Below are 15,199 nucleotides of genomic sequence, written 5' to 3'. Positions count from 1 at the left end.
CTCTTACCTCCGAACTATGATACATATGTCAATGGGATACGTATGGTAAATGTAGTTCCCTCGCCCAGCTGGCTGTACACCTTGATCGCTCCTCTGTGCATCAAAACCGCGCTTCTTGCAATGGCCAGGCCAAGTCCGGTTCCGCCAATTTCCCTGGAATGAGACTTGTCCACGCGGTAAAATCTCTCGAAGATATGCTCTGCCGATTCTTCCGGAATTCCAATACCGGAATCCGCCACCTCGATGTAGCAATACTTATGGTCCGCATTCAAAGATACGTGGATCCAGCCATCATCTTTATTGTACTTGATGGCATTTTCCACCAGATTCGAAATCGCAAGAGACAGCTTCATCTCATCTACTTCCGCAGTTACCGGCCTGAAACTTTCAAATACCACTTCAATATTCCGGGTTGCCGCGATTGGACGCAGCCGCTTCAGAATCTTTTCTACCAGGGTGTTCATATTCTCCGACTTAATATTCAGCGTATTTGCCGTCTTGTCCATCTTAACCAGAGACAGCAGGTCATTGATGATCTTATTCTCCCTCTCGATCTCTTCGGATAAGTCTCCCATGAATTCCTTATACAATTCAGCCGGAACATCTTCCTGCGTCAGAAGGGAATCTGCAAGTACCTTCATGGAAGTAAGAGGCGTCTTCAGTTCATGGGACACATTGGAGACGAATTCATTCCTGGAATCATCCAGAACCCTCATCCTACCCAGCATCTTATTGAATGCGTCTGAGATCAGCTGTGTCTCAGTATAGGCATTTTCATGGAGATAATTGTCATCGTATCCTTCCGTCACGGCCGATATGGAACGCGTGATGCGCTGGAAAGGCTTCACCATCACAAACCCCGCAAGAGATGCCAGCACCAGGACTACCACTCCTATGGTAATGCCAACAATGCTAGCCTTTCCATCCAGGACGACAAGGCTGTCCACGATGGTATCCGTAGAAACGCTGACCAGCATGACTCCGGTGACCGCCTCCGTATTTCCATCCAGGATTGGCGATGTCACCTCAATATACTTATTTTTTGCATCATAATTACTGGTGCCCTTTCCCTGGAAGCACCGGATGACATCTTCCGACACGATGGTCTTTCCCTTATCCATATCGTATGTATCTTCAGCAATTCGGAAATCATTTGCGATGACCATGACTCGTCCATTGTATATATTGGACAGTTGAACCAGCTCGCTTTTGATCACTTCGGATGTAATACCGTCCAAGTAACTGGAGTTACTCAGCTGGTTACATAGAATTGTACATTGATTCTGTATCTCTGCAGTCCGTACATCGACTGCCCTCTTCTCATAACTGTTCAGAATCACCGCCTTCATGATTATCCCGGGAATAATCCCTGCCAGCATAACCAGAAGGATAATCCGAAAGCGGAGACTCTTGAATATCCTGTGTTTAAAATACTTCCTAACCCCTGAAATAATAACCAACTCCCCATTTTGTATAAACGTACTTCGGATCGCTTGGATTCGTCTCTATCTTCTCCCGCAGCCTCCGGATATGTACGTCCACTGTTCTTGCATCTCCCGGATACTCATAGCCCCATACGATATTCAGCAGATTCTCCCGGCTGTATACCTTATTCGGATTCATAGCCAGCAGTTCCAGCAAGTCGAACTCCTTGGCCGTCAGATTAATTTCCTTCTCTCCAATGAATACCCTTCTGCTTTCGCAGTCTATCTTCATATCGCCCTTGATAATAATCTTGTCATTGGGCTGGGCTTTATCTCTCTTACTGGTACGGCGCATGATCGCCTTGATGCGCGCCTTGACTTCCAGGATGTTAAACGGCTTTGTTATGTAATCGTCCGCCCCGTACTCCAGGCCCAGTATCTTATCCATGTCATCTCCCCTGGCAGTCAGCATTACTATCGGAACATCGGAAAATTCCCGGATCTGCTGGCACACTTCAAAGCCATCATGCTTTGGCAGCATAATATCCAGAAGAATCATATCATATGCATTCTCTTTCGCCAGTTTCAGCGCCTCTTCCCCATCATAAGCGCAGTCAACCTCCATTCCATCCTGCTCCAGGCTGAAACGGATGCCTTTCACGATTAGTTTTTCATCATCCACAACCAATACACGTCTACTCATTACTTATCTCCCTTATTAAATCTTGATCTGGTCTTTGATTTTGTTAAATACGCCTTCCTTGATTCCTTCTACTTCCATTAATTCTTCTATGCTCCGAAAGCCTCCGTTCTCTTCCCGGTAGCGGATGATCGCCGCTGCTTTGGCCTCTCCGATTCCAGTTAAGGTCATCAGCTGCTCTTTGGCTGCCGTATTAAGATTCATCTTTCCATCGGATGCCTCAGCCGGTACTCCCGCTTCTGATGCTTCTCCCCCGGACGCCTCTTCTATGGAAGGAACGTAGATCTGCTGTCCGTCCTGGGCCTCCTGTGCCTGGTTCAGAGATTCTGCCGCCGCACCTTCCTTAAGCCCTCCAGCCGCCTCAATTGCCTCATACAGCCTGCTGCCTGTCGGAAGGCAGTATACGCCCGGCTGATTTACCTTCCCGCATACATGTACATAGATCTCTTCGTTTTCCTCAATGGCGCTTTCTTCTGTCTCTTCTTCTTTTTCTTCGGCAACGCTGCCTTCTTTTGCCTCCGACAGTTCCACAGTCCTGGCGTCCTGTTTCCTGGAACATCCGGCCAGGAGGGCCGTCATTGTAAAACCGATAGTAAAACATATCATTTTTATTCTATTTCTATGCATAAAAAACTCCTTTACAGTCTGTCGAAACTGCAAATACCCCGATTATGCCTAGATAAAATTATTGTACTATTTCCATTGGAAAATTGCAACTCCAATCAGCGCAATCACCATGCCGATTATCTTACGCCATTCCAAAGGCTCCTTATCCACGCCGAACAAGCCAAGAAGCTCTATCACGTAGGCGACGATCAACTGTGAAATGACGATGAGAAGCGCCGCTTTGGCAGGTCCCAGCTGCTCCATGCTTTTGATTACGGTCCAGGTAATGCCTGCCCCGATGACGCCTCCTAAAAGGACGTATTTCGGCTCTACTTTTGCCAGGGTAGTAACACTGTCCCTCCCCGCGATCAGCCATGCCACCAGGCACAGCGCAAATGCGCTTAACTGCACCCATGCATTGCTCACCCACATGCCTGTCGTCTTTGTAACCTGTGTATTAAATACTCCCTGGACGCTCATCAGCGCCCCGGATAAAAGCGCAATAAAAAAACCAATCATCAGATATACCTCCTACATTCCTGTAGATAGTATATCCAATGATTGTTTTTTTATGTCTATAGCACTTTTGACAATTTATCGATCATTTCATCCACATGCTGCTTCTCTATCACAAGAGGCGGAACCAGACGGATCACGTTTCCCCTGGCGCTGATAACCAGAAGCCCTTCCTTAAGCGCGGCGTTTGTTACTTCTCCTACGGGCTTTGATATCTCGATTCCCTGAATCAGGCCTTTTCCTTTTCTCGCGATCACGCAGTCTTTTTCCTGCACCAGCCTCTCCAGCTGTTCTGCCAGATAGGCGCCAATTTCCTGCACATGGGAGATCATATTTTTCTTCTCAAAGATTTCTATCGTCTTGCTTACTGCCATGCAGGCCAGCGGATTTCCCCCATAGGTCGTTCCATGATCCCCAGGCTCCAGAGAAAACTCCGCCACCGCTTCCGTCATGGCAAATGCACCTACCGGCATGCCGCTTCCGATAGCCTTGGCCATAGCGATAATATCCGGCTTAGTTCCATAAGACTGGTAGGCAAACATAGCGCCGGTCCGTCCCATGCCGCACTGAATCTCGTCGCAGATCATCAGTATGCCTTCATCGTCGCAAAGTTTTCGGATTCCGGCCATGAATTCTTCTGTGGCAACATTAATTCCACCTTCTCCCTGGAGAGGCTCTAAGATAATCGCGCAAGTCTGACTGGTCACCAGAGCCTTGACGCTGTCAAGGTTATTGAATTCTGCAAACGACACGCCCGGAACCAATGGCTCGAAGGGTTCCCGGTAAGCATCGCTTCCCGTCACCGACAATGCGCCCATGCTCCTGCCATGAAATGAATTCTCCATTGCAATGAATTCATACCGCCCGGTCTGCTTTTTATACGCGTATTTCCTGGCTGCCTTCAGCGCGCCTTCAATGGCCTCTGTTCCGCTGTTGGTAAAGAATACCCTGTCCATCCCGCTGATACGCTTCAGTTCTTCCGCCGCATGTCCGCAGGTCGTATTATAGTATAGGTTGGAACTGTGAATCATCTTGTCTATCTGGCTTTTCAGGGCATCATTTAATTCCTGGCAGCCATATCCCAGGCCGGATACAGCTATGCCTCCTGCAAAGTCCAGATATTTGTCGCCTTTTTCATCGTAAAGATAGACTCCTTCCCCCCGGTCCAGCACCAGCGGAAAGCGATTATAAGTGTGCACAAGCCCACTGTTTGTCTCTTCTATATATTTATTCATTTCTATTCTCCATGATAATATTTTTCCTCAGTATCATTTAAAATTGCCGTCCCGATTCCTTTGTTGGTGAATATCTCAAGAAGCAGGCAGTGAGGAATTCTTCCATCCAGAATATGCACTCTGGAAACGCCGTTCTCGATGGCGTCAATACAGTTCTGAAGTTTCGGGAGCATTCCGCCTCCAATATAGCCTTCCTCCATCAGCTGTTTGCCGGCTGATACCCGCAGTTCCGAGATTAGGGTATCCGGATCCTTCGGATCCTTATATACGCCCTCGATATCCGTAAGGAATGCTAGTTTCTCCGCCTTTACCGCTCTAGCGATGGCACACGCGGCATCATCCGCATTGATATTATATGTATTAAATTCATCGTCCAGTCCCACCGGGCATACAATCGGAAGGAAATCCTTCTCCAAAAGGTCATAAAGGATATCTGCATTCACCTCTTTGACGTCCCCCACGAATCCGATGTCCTCGCCGTCTGCCAGTTTCTTTTCAACTTTTAGCAATCCGCCGTCTTTTCCGCTGATTCCGATCGCGCGCACGCCCAGGCTTTCCACCAGCTGTACCAGGCTTTTATTTACTTTCCCGAGAACCATCTCGGCCAGTTCCATCGTCGCTTCATCCGTCACCCGCAGTCCGTTGACGAACTCCGGCTCCATGCCTACCTTGCCAACCCACTTGCTGATCTCCTTGCCGCCGCCGTGTACGATGATCGGCTTGAAGCCTACCAGTTTCAGCAGAGTCACATCCTGGATGACATGTTCTTTGAGTTCCTCATCGATCATGGCGCTTCCGCCATACTTCACGACAATGATCTTCCGGTTGAATCTTTGGATATAGGGCAGGGCTTCGATCAGCACCTCCGCCTTATCCAGATATTTCTGCATTGATTGATTCATGATTCCTTCGCCCCCTCTTTTTCGCATCAGCTTCTGTAGTCTGCATTGATCTCGATATAGCCATGGGTCAGGTCGCATCCCCATGCGGCTGCTTCCTCCGCTCCCATCTTCACATCCGCGATAGCGGTGACCTCAGGCTCGGAGAGAATCTTCGTGGCTTCTGCCTCGCTGTAGTCCACTGCCGTTCCATTTTCGATGATCTGGATCTTTCCTGCCTTGCTCTCAAAGAACAGGTCTACCTTCTCCGGATCAAACTGCGCGCCGGAATATCCCATCGCACAGAGGATTCTGCCCCAGTTAGCGTCGTGACCGGCGATTGCCGTCTTGGTAAGATTGGAGCATACGATGGATTTTGCAAGAGTCTTGGCCTGCTCCACGCTCTCGCATCCTATGGCCTTTACTTCGAACAGAGCCGTGGCTCCTTCGCCGTCCCCAGCGATCTTCTTGGCCAGATACTCGTTGATGGTATGAAGGGCAAGCGCGAATTCCTCGTACTCCGGGCTTCCATACGCAATCTCCGGATTGCCTGCCAGACCATTAGCCAGCAGAATCACCGTATCATTGGTGGAAGTATCCCCATCTACGGATATCATGTTGTAGGTATCATCCACGTCCCCGCTCAGCGCCTTCTGAAGGGTCTCCTTGGCAATCACGGCATCCGTGGTAATAAACGCCAGCATGGTGCACATGTTGGGGTGAATCATGCCGGAACCTTTGGCCATGCCGCCGATGGTCACCTTCTTGCCTCCCACTTCTATGACAGCTGCCAGCTCTTTCTCGCAGGTATCCGTTGTCATGATCGCCTTGGCTGCCTCTGTGCCATTCTCCAGCGTATCATTCTTCTTTTCAGCCAGTACATCAATGCCCGCAGTCAGCTTATCGATCGGCATCTGTTTTCCAATGACTCCGGTAGAGCCTATGAGCACGCCATCTTCAGAGATATCCAGAGCCTTGGCCGCAGCCACGGCAGTGTCCTTGCAATAGCCAAACCCTTCTGCTCCTGTGCATGCATTGGCAATTCCAGAGTTAACCACGACCGCCTGAACCTTGGCGCCGCTTCCGACTACCTGCTGATCCCATTTGACCGGCGCAGCCTTTACGACATTCTTCGTAAATGTGCCGGCGGCCACGCAAGGCGCCTGGCTGTAGATCAGCGCCATATCCGTCCGGTCCTTATACTTGATTCCTGCTGCCGTGCTTGCTGCTTCAAATCCCTTTGCCGCGGTAACCCCGCCTTTTATGATCTCCATAATTCTTCCTCCTTATATGCGGCCTGTTATTGTTCATTAAATGCCGTAATATTCTTTTCATTCAGTACAAAATCATAATAATTCAGATCCAGCCTCTCCGTCCACCCAATCGTGTTCCAGAATGCGTTTCCTACATCATTTTTTGTAAACGCTATGAGGCATACCTTATTGATCTGTTCTATTTTCAACTCTTCCATAGCCTTTACCACCATGGATTTCCCGATTCCCCGTCTTCGGTAATCTTCATCCACGCAGACATGGTACAGGCAGCCCCTTCGTCCGTCGTGCCCGCAGAGAATGCTTCCAACTACCTTTCCATCTTCTACCGCTACAACGCTGGTTGTTGGATTCCTCTTAAGGAAGCGCGCGATCCCTTCTCTGGAGTCATCTACGCTTCTTAGCCCGAACCCGCGGATCTTGGTCCACAGGGCATATACTTCATCGTAATCTTCAATCGTCATTGTCCGTATCATAAGCCACCTCTATGGGAACATTGGAACAAGTTCCAGTCCTTCGCTTTCCGGAAGGCCAAACATCAGGTTCATATTCTGTACCGCCTGGCCGGCCGCTCCTTTTACCAGATTATCAATGGCTCCCATCATGATGATACGGTTCGTCCTGGGATCTATCTTAAAGTTAATGTCCACGTAGTTGCTTCCTTCCACCCACTTTGTCTCCGGACATACGCCTTCCTCCAGCACGCGTATGAACTTCTCTTCCTTATAGTATTTATCATAGACTGCCTTTATATCTTCATAGGTCGCCTGCTTCGTAAGCGTTGCATACTCGGTTGCCAGAATGCCCCGGTTCATGGGAACCAGATGCGGCGTAAAACTGATCCGCACATCTTCCTTCGCCGCATACCCCAGCTGCTCCTCAATCTCCGGCGTATGCCTGTGGCTTGCCACTCCATAGGCCTTGATGTTCTCGTTTACCTCGCAGTAGAGATTTCCTACCTTGGCGCCTCTTCCCGCGCCGGAGGTCCCGGACTTTGCGTCAATGATCAAGGTATTCATATCGATCAGCCCTTCTTTTGCCAGCGGATAGGCGGTGAGGATCGAGCAAGTCGTATAGCAGCCCGGGTTGGCAACCAGCCTTGCGCCTTTGACATCCTCCCGGTTGATCTCGCACAGTCCATACACGGCTTCTTCTATAAATTGCGGGCTTTTATGCTGGATTCCATACCACTTCTCATAAGTCGCCACATCCTTAATGCGAAAGTCAGCGCTTAAGTCCACGATCTTCGTATCAGCCAGGATGGCTTCGCTGATCACGGAAGCACAGAATCCCTGGGGCGTGGCGGTAAAGATGACATCTGCCTTCTTCGCCAGTTCCTCCATATTGTCATCCAGACATTTGGCGTCCACGATCTGGAACATGTTCTGGTATACATCCGCGTACTTCTTATCTATGTAGCTTCTGGAGCCATACCATACGATTTCTGCATCCTTGTGCCCCATCAATATCCTTGCCAGTTCGCCGCCCGCATAGCCTGTAGCGCCTATAATTCCTACTTTAATCATCTATTTTATATCCTCCTGAATGTATTTATAACCATGCACCTGTAAATATTATACCACTTTTTTACAAATGTCCAGATACAGGTCCAAATTAAAGTACTTGCATAATTATACATCTAATATGCATAATATGCAAGTACTTTTTTGGGGGTTTTCCAATATGCTGCTTAAGGACGTATCTGTCCATTGCCGAAGATAATATATTTTGTCGTTGTAAGCGCCTCCAGCCCCATGGGCCCTCTGGCGTGAAGTTTCTGGGTGCTGATTCCAATCTCAGCCCCGAAGCCAAACTCATGCCCGTCTGTAAACCGCGTGGATGCGTTGACATATACGGCTGCCGCATCAATCTCATCCAGAAACTTCAGCGCGCTGGCGTAGTCCCTGGTAATAATAGACTCTGAGTGGCCGGTATTATACCGATTGATATGGGAAATGGCTTCCTCAATCCCGGAGACGACCTTAAGGGATATGACTGCGTCCAGATATTCCATTCCCCAGTCTTCTTCCCCTGCCCGGGTCATTCCTTCCTGAATCTGGCAGGCCCTGTCATCTGCGCGCACCTCCACCTGCTTCTGCCTCAGCCTTTCGTAGATTGCAGGTATTGCCACAGGCGCGATCTCTTCATGGACCACCAGAGACTCGCAGGCATTGCACACGCCCATCCGCTGCGTCTTCGCATTGTCAATGATTGATACCGCCATGTCAAGATCCGCCGATGCGTCCACGTAGATATGGCAGTTGCCTGTTCCTGTCTCAATCACGGGTACCGTGCTGTTTTCCACCACGTTTGCGATCAGCCCCTTGCCTCCCCGCGGGATGAGCACATCGATATATTCATTCATCCGCATCATCTGGGTGGCCACATCTCTGTCCGTATTCTCTACCAGAAGCACCGCATCCTGGGGCAGCTGCTCCTTCTTAAGCCCATCCCTAATCACTTTTATGATCGCCTTATTCGATCGGATTGCATCCGAACCTCCTCTTAAGATGGCCACATTCCCTGTCTTAAAGCATAGTCCAAAGGCATCTGCCGTCACATTTGGCCTGGATTCATAGATGATCCCCACTACCCCAAGAGGCACCCTTCTTTTGCCAATCTGCAGGCCATTGGGCCTTACTTCCATAGAGACAGTCTCTCCGATCGGGTCTTTTAACTTCGCTATCTGCTCCAGCCCGTCCGCCATGGCATGGATCCTCTGATCCGTAAGCAGCAGCCGGTCGATCATAGCCGGCTTCATTCCTTCTTCTTTGACTCTTGCCACGTCTTTCGCATTTTCCCGAAGCAGAAAAGGCGTCTGCATCCGCAGTTCTCTTGCCACAGAACACAGCCCTTCATTTTTCTGCGTCTGCTTTAAGAACTGAACCTTGGATGAAGCTTCTTTTGCCGTCCTACCAATTTCCTGCATGTAATCCATATGCCTGTCCTCCTGTACTGATCTGGCTGCCAATAACATTCCCTGCCAGTTCTTTATTTATGCCTTCCTTTTTACGCCTTTTCGCCTGTCTGCGGAATTGCTCCCGCACCGGCGCCATCTCATTTCCTGCCAGATCGCCTCTGTCCTTTGACAGGAACAGCGTCCCTACTTTCTTTCCTGCCATCACGTCATTGATCGTATAGATATTATCTCCATTGGCAATCACCATATCCGCTCCGGAGCGTGTCGCGATCTTTGCGGCTTCTATCTTAGTTGCCATTCCTCCGGTTCCAAGTCCGGTTCCAGATCCCTTCCCCATCTTTTCCAGTTCCCCGTCTATCTGCCCCACCGTATGGATAAATCGTGCGCTTGGATTCTTCTTTGGATCATCCGTATACAGCCCCTCGATATCCGACATCAGGATCAAAAGATCCGCATCTACCAGAGACGCCACATACGCAGCCATTGTATCGTTGTCCCCAAAGTTTCCGTACAATTCCTCGTCTACGGATATCGCGTCATTCTCATTTACGATAGGCACCACGTTCATTGCGGCCAGTTCATCAAACGTATTCCTCGCATTTTTCTTGCACTCTTCATTGGTAATAGACTCTTTCGTCAAAAGTACCTGTGCCGTCAGCTGGCTGTACTCTGCAAAGAGTTTTTCATACATCATCATGAGCCTTCCCTGTCCTACCGCCGCGCAGGCCTGGCGGATCGGCTTCTCCTTTGGCCGTTCAGAAAAGCCCAGTACATTTCTTCCAATGCCCACGGCACCCGATGACACCACGATGACTTCTTTTCCCTTATTTCTGAGGTTGATCAGTATCCTTACGAATTTTTCCAGTTTGTCCAGGTTGATATTTCCTGTCTCCGGATAGGTAATGGTCGATGTTCCTATCTTGATCACAATCTTTTTCTTATCTTTCAATTCCTGCCTGTAGTCCATGATTTTTCTCTCCTCTGCTTATATAAGTGTCTGCCGCTTTTGCTGCTTGATCGGTATAAAAGAGCAAAAAAAGAAACAGAAGCATATGCTACACTTCTGTTTCCCTTTATTTCTTTTATGCAGAATATAAAGCGACAAGTACAACGATATCCTATCTTCCAAAAACAATATTGAATTTTATGCCAAATACACCCCAAGGGGATTGGGGCGGCACGGCACAAAAACAACACTGTCCATAGAAGGCAGAGTAGAGCATGCGTTATTTATGATGCTGTCATGATTCATGATGCGCGAACCTTTCATAATAACTACTCCTTTTTTGTGTATAGTCGTTCATTAGTATCTCATTTTCTAATAATTTTACTCATGTTTTTCTCTTTGTCAAGTAATTTTTTAGAATTCGACCGATTTTTAATTTGATACAGGCTTTCTCTTTCTTCGTTTCCGGACGGACTTCTGCATTTCAAGAGGCACGTCCTGGTATCTGTAGATACTCAGAAGAAGTCCCAGAAGAACATAGGTCACCAGCATCCCGAATCTTCCATAGGTAATGAATGGACAGTAGACGCTTCCTATCGGCATTATGCCTATATTGATAAGGATATAGACCAGCAGCTGGAAGAACAGTACCAAAGAACATCCGCATCCCATGATCATTCCTAGCTGATTCTTCTGTTTTAACGAAAGTTTCAGGAAATACAGGAACAAGACCGTCATCAATGTGGCAAAGGCCACTGCGATAAGAATCCCATAGCAGGCCGCAATATAGCCAAGCACATAGTCGCTTCCGCCCGGAAGCCGCGCCACCTTGCCAAGTCCCCCCATTTGGGCTGCCAATCAGCTGGCTATCAGACAGGATCTGTCCTATGGTATTTTTCTCCACTGTCGCCCCCGCATGCACCATGTCCCATAGCCTGGCACGCTGATAGGGCGGGCCACTTGTAAATATATGCAGGCAGAACAGTATCGCGGGCAAGAAGGCAGATAGCCACAGAAGTCCAAGCGCTGCCTTGCGGGACACGCAGAACCAGTTCTTATAGATTGCAATGGACAGCACTGCCATGAATGCCAGAAACAGGATAAGCACCGTAGCCGTACTTGGGATCTTAAGCGCGGTCATAATCGCCGGGGCCATCCAAAGAATGCCTTTTACGACTGCTCGTTTCCCCTCTCCGCGGTATTGGTATAACACAGCCCCATACAAGGGAACGAAAAGGAAAAGCAGCAGCTTCACATTCACCTGATATCCATAAATCCAGCCAATCGCGCCATTTATGGATGTTCCGTAATGTTCTATGCCCACAAGCAGAACCACAGAGGCCGCCAGCATAATCTCCTTTGCCCAGCGCCCGATCCTGCTGTAATCTAAATAGCACGCCCCTATCATTCCCGCAAAGCCAGCAATTGCCCAGCCCCCAAAATGCACAGGGCTTCCTGTCACAAAGGTCATATCGCTAAAATTTCTTTGCAGCAGATATAGGATTATGAAACCTGCTATGCTAAGGACGGCGATCAAGCCAATCATTCCCCAGGCCATCCTGGGCCGGTGGATGCCGTCCAGCAGGCTCCCCGCCTCCACCGGATCCCCCATCTCTTTCACAGCGGCTTCTTCCGCTTCCTCCGCTTCCATCCCAACGCTCATATAGGCATGCTTCTGCTCGTCGATATGTCCGCGCATCTCTTCTGCAATCGCCGCCCTGGCTTTCGCGCACCGGATCTGATCCGTCAGTTTTTTCAGGTATTCTTCCGTCTTCATGCCATCCCTCCTTGTACGCTTAATACGTCCACGACAGCCTTGGAATATGCCATCCAGTCTTCTTTTTTCTGCTTCAGGATCTTCTTTCCTTCTTTCGTAATACTATAATACTTTCGTATCTTCCCTCCCTCCTCCTGCTCGTAAGATCCAAGATATCCTTTTTCTTCCATCCCATGCAGAAGCGGGTACAAGGTCCCCGCCTTCAATTCAAATACGTTGTTCGATTTCTCGCGCAAGGCTTCAATCATCTCATAGCCGTACATATCCTTTCCTTCCAGCAGTTTCAATATCAGCATTGACGTGCTTCCGGACACCAGGCTTCTATCAATCGCCATAATGTTTCTCCTTTCCAAATTTATATCGACGGCCTATATATCGACTATCTATATAATATATAGATAGTCGATATATGTCAAGCGATGCCTTTACATTTCTTCTGGAGATTTATTCATAAAGGCTGCATATTTTTCACTTTATATTCAACCCATATGCATATTTTGTATATTTTTTACTTTTTTTCATTATATTCTTGCATATTTATAAAAAATAGTGTATAGTATGTTTTGCGATTGACAATGATGCAGTTATGAATTTAAAAAAAGTCAAATAAAGATTCTATATTAGGAGGATTTTCACATGAAAGAGAAAGTTGTATTAGCATATTCAGGCGGACTGGATACCACGGCCATTATTCCATGGCTGAAGGAAAATTTTGATTACGAAGTCATCTGCTGCTGCGTAGACTGCGGACAGGGCGAAGAATTAGACGGGCTGGAAGAGCGGGCTAAACTTTCCGGCGCATCCAAGTTATACATAGAAGATATTGTTGATGATTTCTGCGACAACTATGTTGTTCCTTGCGTACAGGCACACGCTGTATACGAGAACAAGTATCTCCTGGGTACTTCCATGGCGCGTCCCGCGATCGCCAAGAAACTGGTTGAGATCGCAAGAAAAGAAGGCGCCAGCGCCATCTGCCATGGGGCTACAGGAAAAGGAAATGACCAGATTCGTTTCGAGCTTGGCATCAAGGCTCTTGCCCCTGATCTTAAGATCATCGCTCCATGGAGAATGACGGACGTTTGGACCATGAATTCCCGTGAAGAGGAGATTGCGTACTGCAAGCAGCACGGAATTGACCTTCCGTTCGACGCAAGCCACAGCTACAGCCGTGACCGTAACTTATGGCACATCAGCCATGAAGGCCTGGAACTGGAAGATCCGGCAAACGAGCCAAATTACGACCATCTCCTTGTATTGGGCGTAACGCCTGAGAAAGCGCCTGATGAGGGCGAGTACGTCACCATGACCTTTGAAAAGGGAGTTCCTAAGAGCATCAATGGGGAAGAGATGAAGGTATCCGATATCATCCGCAAGTTAAACGAGCTTGGCGGAAAGCACGGCATTGGAATCTGCGATATCGTAGAGAACCGCGTGGTTGGCATGAAGTCCCGCGGCGTATATGAGACGCCTGGCGGAACGATTCTCTATGAGGCCCACCAGCAGCTGGAGGAACTGGTGTTAGACCGCGCCACCTATGAAGTAAAAGAAGAAATGGGCAACAAGCTTAGTCAGATCGTATATGAAGGAAAATGGTTCACGCCTCTTCGCGAGGCCGTTCAGGCATTCATCGAAAGCACTCAGGAATACGTGACCGGGGAAGTAAAGTTCAAACTTTACAAAGGAAATATCATCAAGGCCGGAACCACATCTCCATATTCCTTATACAGCGAGTCTCTGGCAAGCTTTACCACCGGAGAATTGTACGACCATCATGATGCGGAAGGATTCATCAATCTGTTCGGACTGCCGCTAAAGGTCCGCGCGCTGAAGATGCAGGAAGTTGAAAAGAGCCAGAAATAATCCCAAATAGAATCCCAATATACAAAAGGCGGTCCGTTCGTAAACCGAGCGGCCCGCCTTTGTCATGCTCTATATGTAATTTAAAATCCGCTCCACATTTCCTCCCCATAATTTATCCAGCTGACGTTCCCCAACGCCGGCCTTCTTCAGCGCATCCCACAGTTTTTCCATCTGCGATATATCCGGAACCTCCATAACCTTCATTCCGTCAAAACCGTCAAAATCCGTTCCAATAGCAGGAAACTCGCTTCCTCCCGTTCGGATCATATGAAGGATGTGAGCCACCATCTGGTCAATTCTTGACTCTTCATCGTTTCCAAGAAACGGGCCATAAAAGTTCAGGCCTGCAACACCTCCTGCATTTGCCAGTTTCCGTATCATCTCATCCGACAGGTTCCTGGGATGGTCCGCGATCGCCCGGCAATTGGAGTGGGACGCTACCACCGGGCCCTTTGCCGCGTATTCCAGCACATCGCGGAACGTACCGTCCGATGCGTGGGAAAGATCTATGATCATTCCCAATTCATTCATCCGGCGGACCACCTCTATCCCGAAGGGCTTCAGCCCCTGCCACATCACGGAAGCGTCCTTGCTGGCGGGATGTCCGATGCAGTTTTCGTAATTCCACATAATCGTCATCAGCCTTATGCCGCTTCCATAGAGATCTTCCAGCCGCTTCATCTGCCCATTCAGGATTCCGCCTTCTTCCACCGTCAGGAATGCGGATATCCTTCCTTCTGCGGCGTTTTTCTCCAACTCTGTATAAGAGCGGGCCAGGGATATCTCCCTTTCATACGCTGCCAGTTGAGAATTCATATAGGCGATCATCTCAAATACATGTTCATATGCCTTATTGTACCCTCCGTTGGACTCATAATCTTTTATATAAGTAAAGCATGCAAAAAACTGAGCCTTGGATCGCGCCTTTTTCATGGAAGGGATGCTGATGCTGCAGGCATTCTCCATCAGGTTCCCCTTCTTATCCAGATCCATCAATTTCCATAAAGTATCGCAGTGCATATCGATTAGTTTCATAATTACCAGCCTCTTTTCATACTTTCAT

General features: G+C 48.5%; 15 protein-coding genes and 1 pseudogene. 1 reads left to right on the top strand and 15 read right to left on the bottom strand.

Annotation, left to right across the window (positions count from 1 at the left end):
• Positions 1–14: 14 nt before the first annotated feature.
• From K0036_RS06100 to K0036_RS06040, 14 genes and pseudogenes are all read right to left on the bottom strand, one after another.
• On the bottom strand, positions 15–1,379 hold the full coding sequence (locus K0036_RS06100) for a sensor histidine kinase (protein WP_259283403.1): 1,365 nt from the start codon (positions 1,377–1,379) through the stop codon (positions 15–17).
• 58 nt (positions 1,380–1,437) lie between these two features.
• Entirely contained in the window at positions 1,438–2,127 is a 690-nt protein-coding gene (locus tag K0036_RS06095; protein WP_004607000.1) for a response regulator transcription factor, read from the bottom strand.
• A gap of 15 nt (positions 2,128–2,142) precedes the next feature.
• On the bottom strand, positions 2,143–2,751 hold the full coding sequence (locus K0036_RS06090; protein ID WP_220430957.1) for a helix-hairpin-helix domain-containing protein: 609 nt from the start codon (positions 2,749–2,751) through the stop codon (positions 2,143–2,145).
• A gap of 66 nt (positions 2,752–2,817) precedes the next feature.
• Positions 2,818–3,249 carry a DMT family transporter gene (locus K0036_RS06085; RefSeq protein ID WP_004607002.1) on the bottom strand — a complete coding sequence of 144 codons (432 nt, stop codon included), beginning with the start codon at positions 3,247–3,249 and terminating at the stop codon, positions 2,818–2,820.
• 56 nt (positions 3,250–3,305) lie between these two features.
• Positions 3,306–4,481 carry an aspartate aminotransferase family protein gene (locus K0036_RS06080; protein WP_025644401.1) on the bottom strand — a complete coding sequence of 392 codons (1,176 nt, stop codon included), beginning with the start codon at positions 4,479–4,481 and terminating at the stop codon, positions 3,306–3,308.
• A gap of 2 nt (positions 4,482–4,483) precedes the next feature.
• The gene (argB, locus tag K0036_RS06075; protein ID WP_009248102.1) at positions 4,484–5,383 is read right to left on the bottom strand and encodes an acetylglutamate kinase; all 900 of its coding nucleotides are present in this window, start codon (positions 5,381–5,383) and stop codon (positions 4,484–4,486) included.
• A 26-nt stretch (positions 5,384–5,409) separates the two neighbouring features.
• Positions 5,410–6,633 carry a bifunctional glutamate N-acetyltransferase/amino-acid acetyltransferase ArgJ gene (gene argJ, locus K0036_RS06070; protein ID WP_173692936.1) on the bottom strand — a complete coding sequence of 408 codons (1,224 nt, stop codon included), beginning with the start codon at positions 6,631–6,633 and terminating at the stop codon, positions 5,410–5,412.
• Between the two features lie 26 nt (positions 6,634–6,659).
• Positions 6,660–7,106: a GNAT family N-acetyltransferase gene (locus K0036_RS06065; RefSeq protein ID WP_025644402.1), complete on the bottom strand. Its 447-nt coding sequence runs from the start codon at positions 7,104–7,106 to the stop codon at positions 6,660–6,662.
• 9 nt (positions 7,107–7,115) lie between these two features.
• Positions 7,116–8,156, bottom strand: coding sequence for an N-acetyl-gamma-glutamyl-phosphate reductase (gene argC / locus K0036_RS06060; RefSeq protein WP_220430956.1), 1,041 nt, complete (start codon positions 8,154–8,156; stop codon positions 7,116–7,118).
• Positions 8,157–8,320: 164 nt separating this feature from the next.
• Positions 8,321–9,568 carry a glutamate-5-semialdehyde dehydrogenase gene (locus K0036_RS06055; protein WP_025644403.1) on the bottom strand — a complete coding sequence of 416 codons (1,248 nt, stop codon included), beginning with the start codon at positions 9,566–9,568 and terminating at the stop codon, positions 8,321–8,323.
• Positions 9,543–10,517, bottom strand: coding sequence for a glutamate 5-kinase (gene proB / locus K0036_RS06050; protein WP_220430955.1), 975 nt, complete (start codon positions 10,515–10,517; stop codon positions 9,543–9,545). Before proB ends, K0036_RS06055 begins: the two co-directional genes overlap by 26 nt.
• Positions 10,518–10,928: 411 nt before the next feature.
• Positions 10,929–11,342, bottom strand: coding sequence for an FtsW/RodA/SpoVE family cell cycle protein (locus K0036_RS19540; protein ID WP_259283435.1), 414 nt, complete (start codon positions 11,340–11,342; stop codon positions 10,929–10,931).
• Positions 11,343–12,144: 802 nt separating this feature from the next.
• Positions 12,145–12,273 (bottom strand): annotated as a pseudogene (locus K0036_RS19655) (hypothetical protein); the annotation flags it as partial.
• Positions 12,270–12,608, bottom strand: coding sequence for a PadR family transcriptional regulator (locus tag K0036_RS06040; RefSeq protein WP_025644407.1), 339 nt, complete (start codon positions 12,606–12,608; stop codon positions 12,270–12,272). The gene K0036_RS06040 and the pseudogene K0036_RS19655, both read right to left, overlap by 4 nt.
• Before the next feature lie 301 nt (positions 12,609–12,909).
• On the opposite strand from K0036_RS06040, the gene K0036_RS06035 reads away from it, so the two are divergent.
• Entirely contained in the window at positions 12,910–14,136 is a 1,227-nt protein-coding gene (locus K0036_RS06035) for an argininosuccinate synthase (RefSeq protein ID WP_173692932.1), read from the top strand.
• A gap of 69 nt (positions 14,137–14,205) precedes the next feature.
• On the opposite strand, the gene K0036_RS06030 is transcribed toward K0036_RS06035, so the two are convergent.
• A complete protein-coding gene (locus tag K0036_RS06030) occupies positions 14,206–15,171 on the bottom strand; it encodes a dipeptidase (RefSeq protein WP_220430954.1) in 966 nt (321 codons plus the stop codon).
• Positions 15,172–15,199 lie beyond the last annotated feature (28 nt).

This window comes from [Clostridium] scindens (assembly GCF_019597925.1).
GTDB lineage: Bacteria > Bacillota > Clostridia > Lachnospirales > Lachnospiraceae > Clostridium_AP.
Note: the sequence above shows the minus strand (reverse complement) of the source record. Positions and strands in the feature narration are given on the sequence as shown.

Bases quoted from the DNA above. Each gene is read 5' to 3' on its own strand.
- argC (WP_220430956.1), bottom strand. From the start codon at position 8,156: ATGATTAAAGTAGGAATTATAGGCGCTACAGGCTATGCGGGCGGCGAA.
- K0036_RS06065 (WP_025644402.1), bottom strand. From the start codon at position 7,106: ATGATACGGACAATGACGATTGAAGATTACGATGAAGTATATGCCCTG.
- proB (WP_220430955.1), bottom strand. From the start codon at position 10,517: ATGGACTACAGGCAGGAATTGAAAGATAAGAAAAAGATTGTGATCAAG.
- K0036_RS06080 (WP_025644401.1), bottom strand. From the start codon at position 4,481: ATGAATAAATATATAGAAGAGACAAACAGTGGGCTTGTGCACACTTAT.
- K0036_RS06100 (WP_259283403.1), bottom strand. From the start codon at position 1,379: ATGCTGGCAGGGATTATTCCCGGGATAATCATGAAGGCGGTGATTCTG.
- argB (WP_009248102.1), bottom strand. From the start codon at position 5,383: ATGAATCAATCAATGCAGAAATATCTGGATAAGGCGGAGGTGCTGATC.
- K0036_RS06040 (WP_025644407.1), bottom strand. From the start codon at position 12,608: ATGGCGATTGATAGAAGCCTGGTGTCCGGAAGCACGTCAATGCTGATA.
- K0036_RS06085 (WP_004607002.1), bottom strand. From the start codon at position 3,249: ATGATTGGTTTTTTTATTGCGCTTTTATCCGGGGCGCTGATGAGCGTC.
- K0036_RS06030 (WP_220430954.1), bottom strand. From the start codon at position 15,171: ATGAAACTAATCGATATGCACTGCGATACTTTATGGAAATTGATGGAT.
- argJ (WP_173692936.1), bottom strand. From the start codon at position 6,633: ATGGAGATCATAAAAGGCGGGGTTACCGCGGCAAAGGGATTTGAAGCA.
- K0036_RS19540 (WP_259283435.1), bottom strand. From the start codon at position 11,342: ATGGGGGGACTTGGCAAGGTGGCGCGGCTTCCGGGCGGAAGCGACTAT.
- K0036_RS06055 (WP_025644403.1), bottom strand. From the start codon at position 9,568: ATGGATTACATGCAGGAAATTGGTAGGACGGCAAAAGAAGCTTCATCC.
- K0036_RS06095 (WP_004607000.1), bottom strand. From the start codon at position 2,127: ATGAGTAGACGTGTATTGGTTGTGGATGATGAAAAACTAATCGTGAAA.
- K0036_RS06090 (WP_220430957.1), bottom strand. From the start codon at position 2,751: ATGCATAGAAATAGAATAAAAATGATATGTTTTACTATCGGTTTTACA.
- K0036_RS06035 (WP_173692932.1), top strand. From the start codon at position 12,910: ATGAAAGAGAAAGTTGTATTAGCATATTCAGGCGGACTGGATACCACG.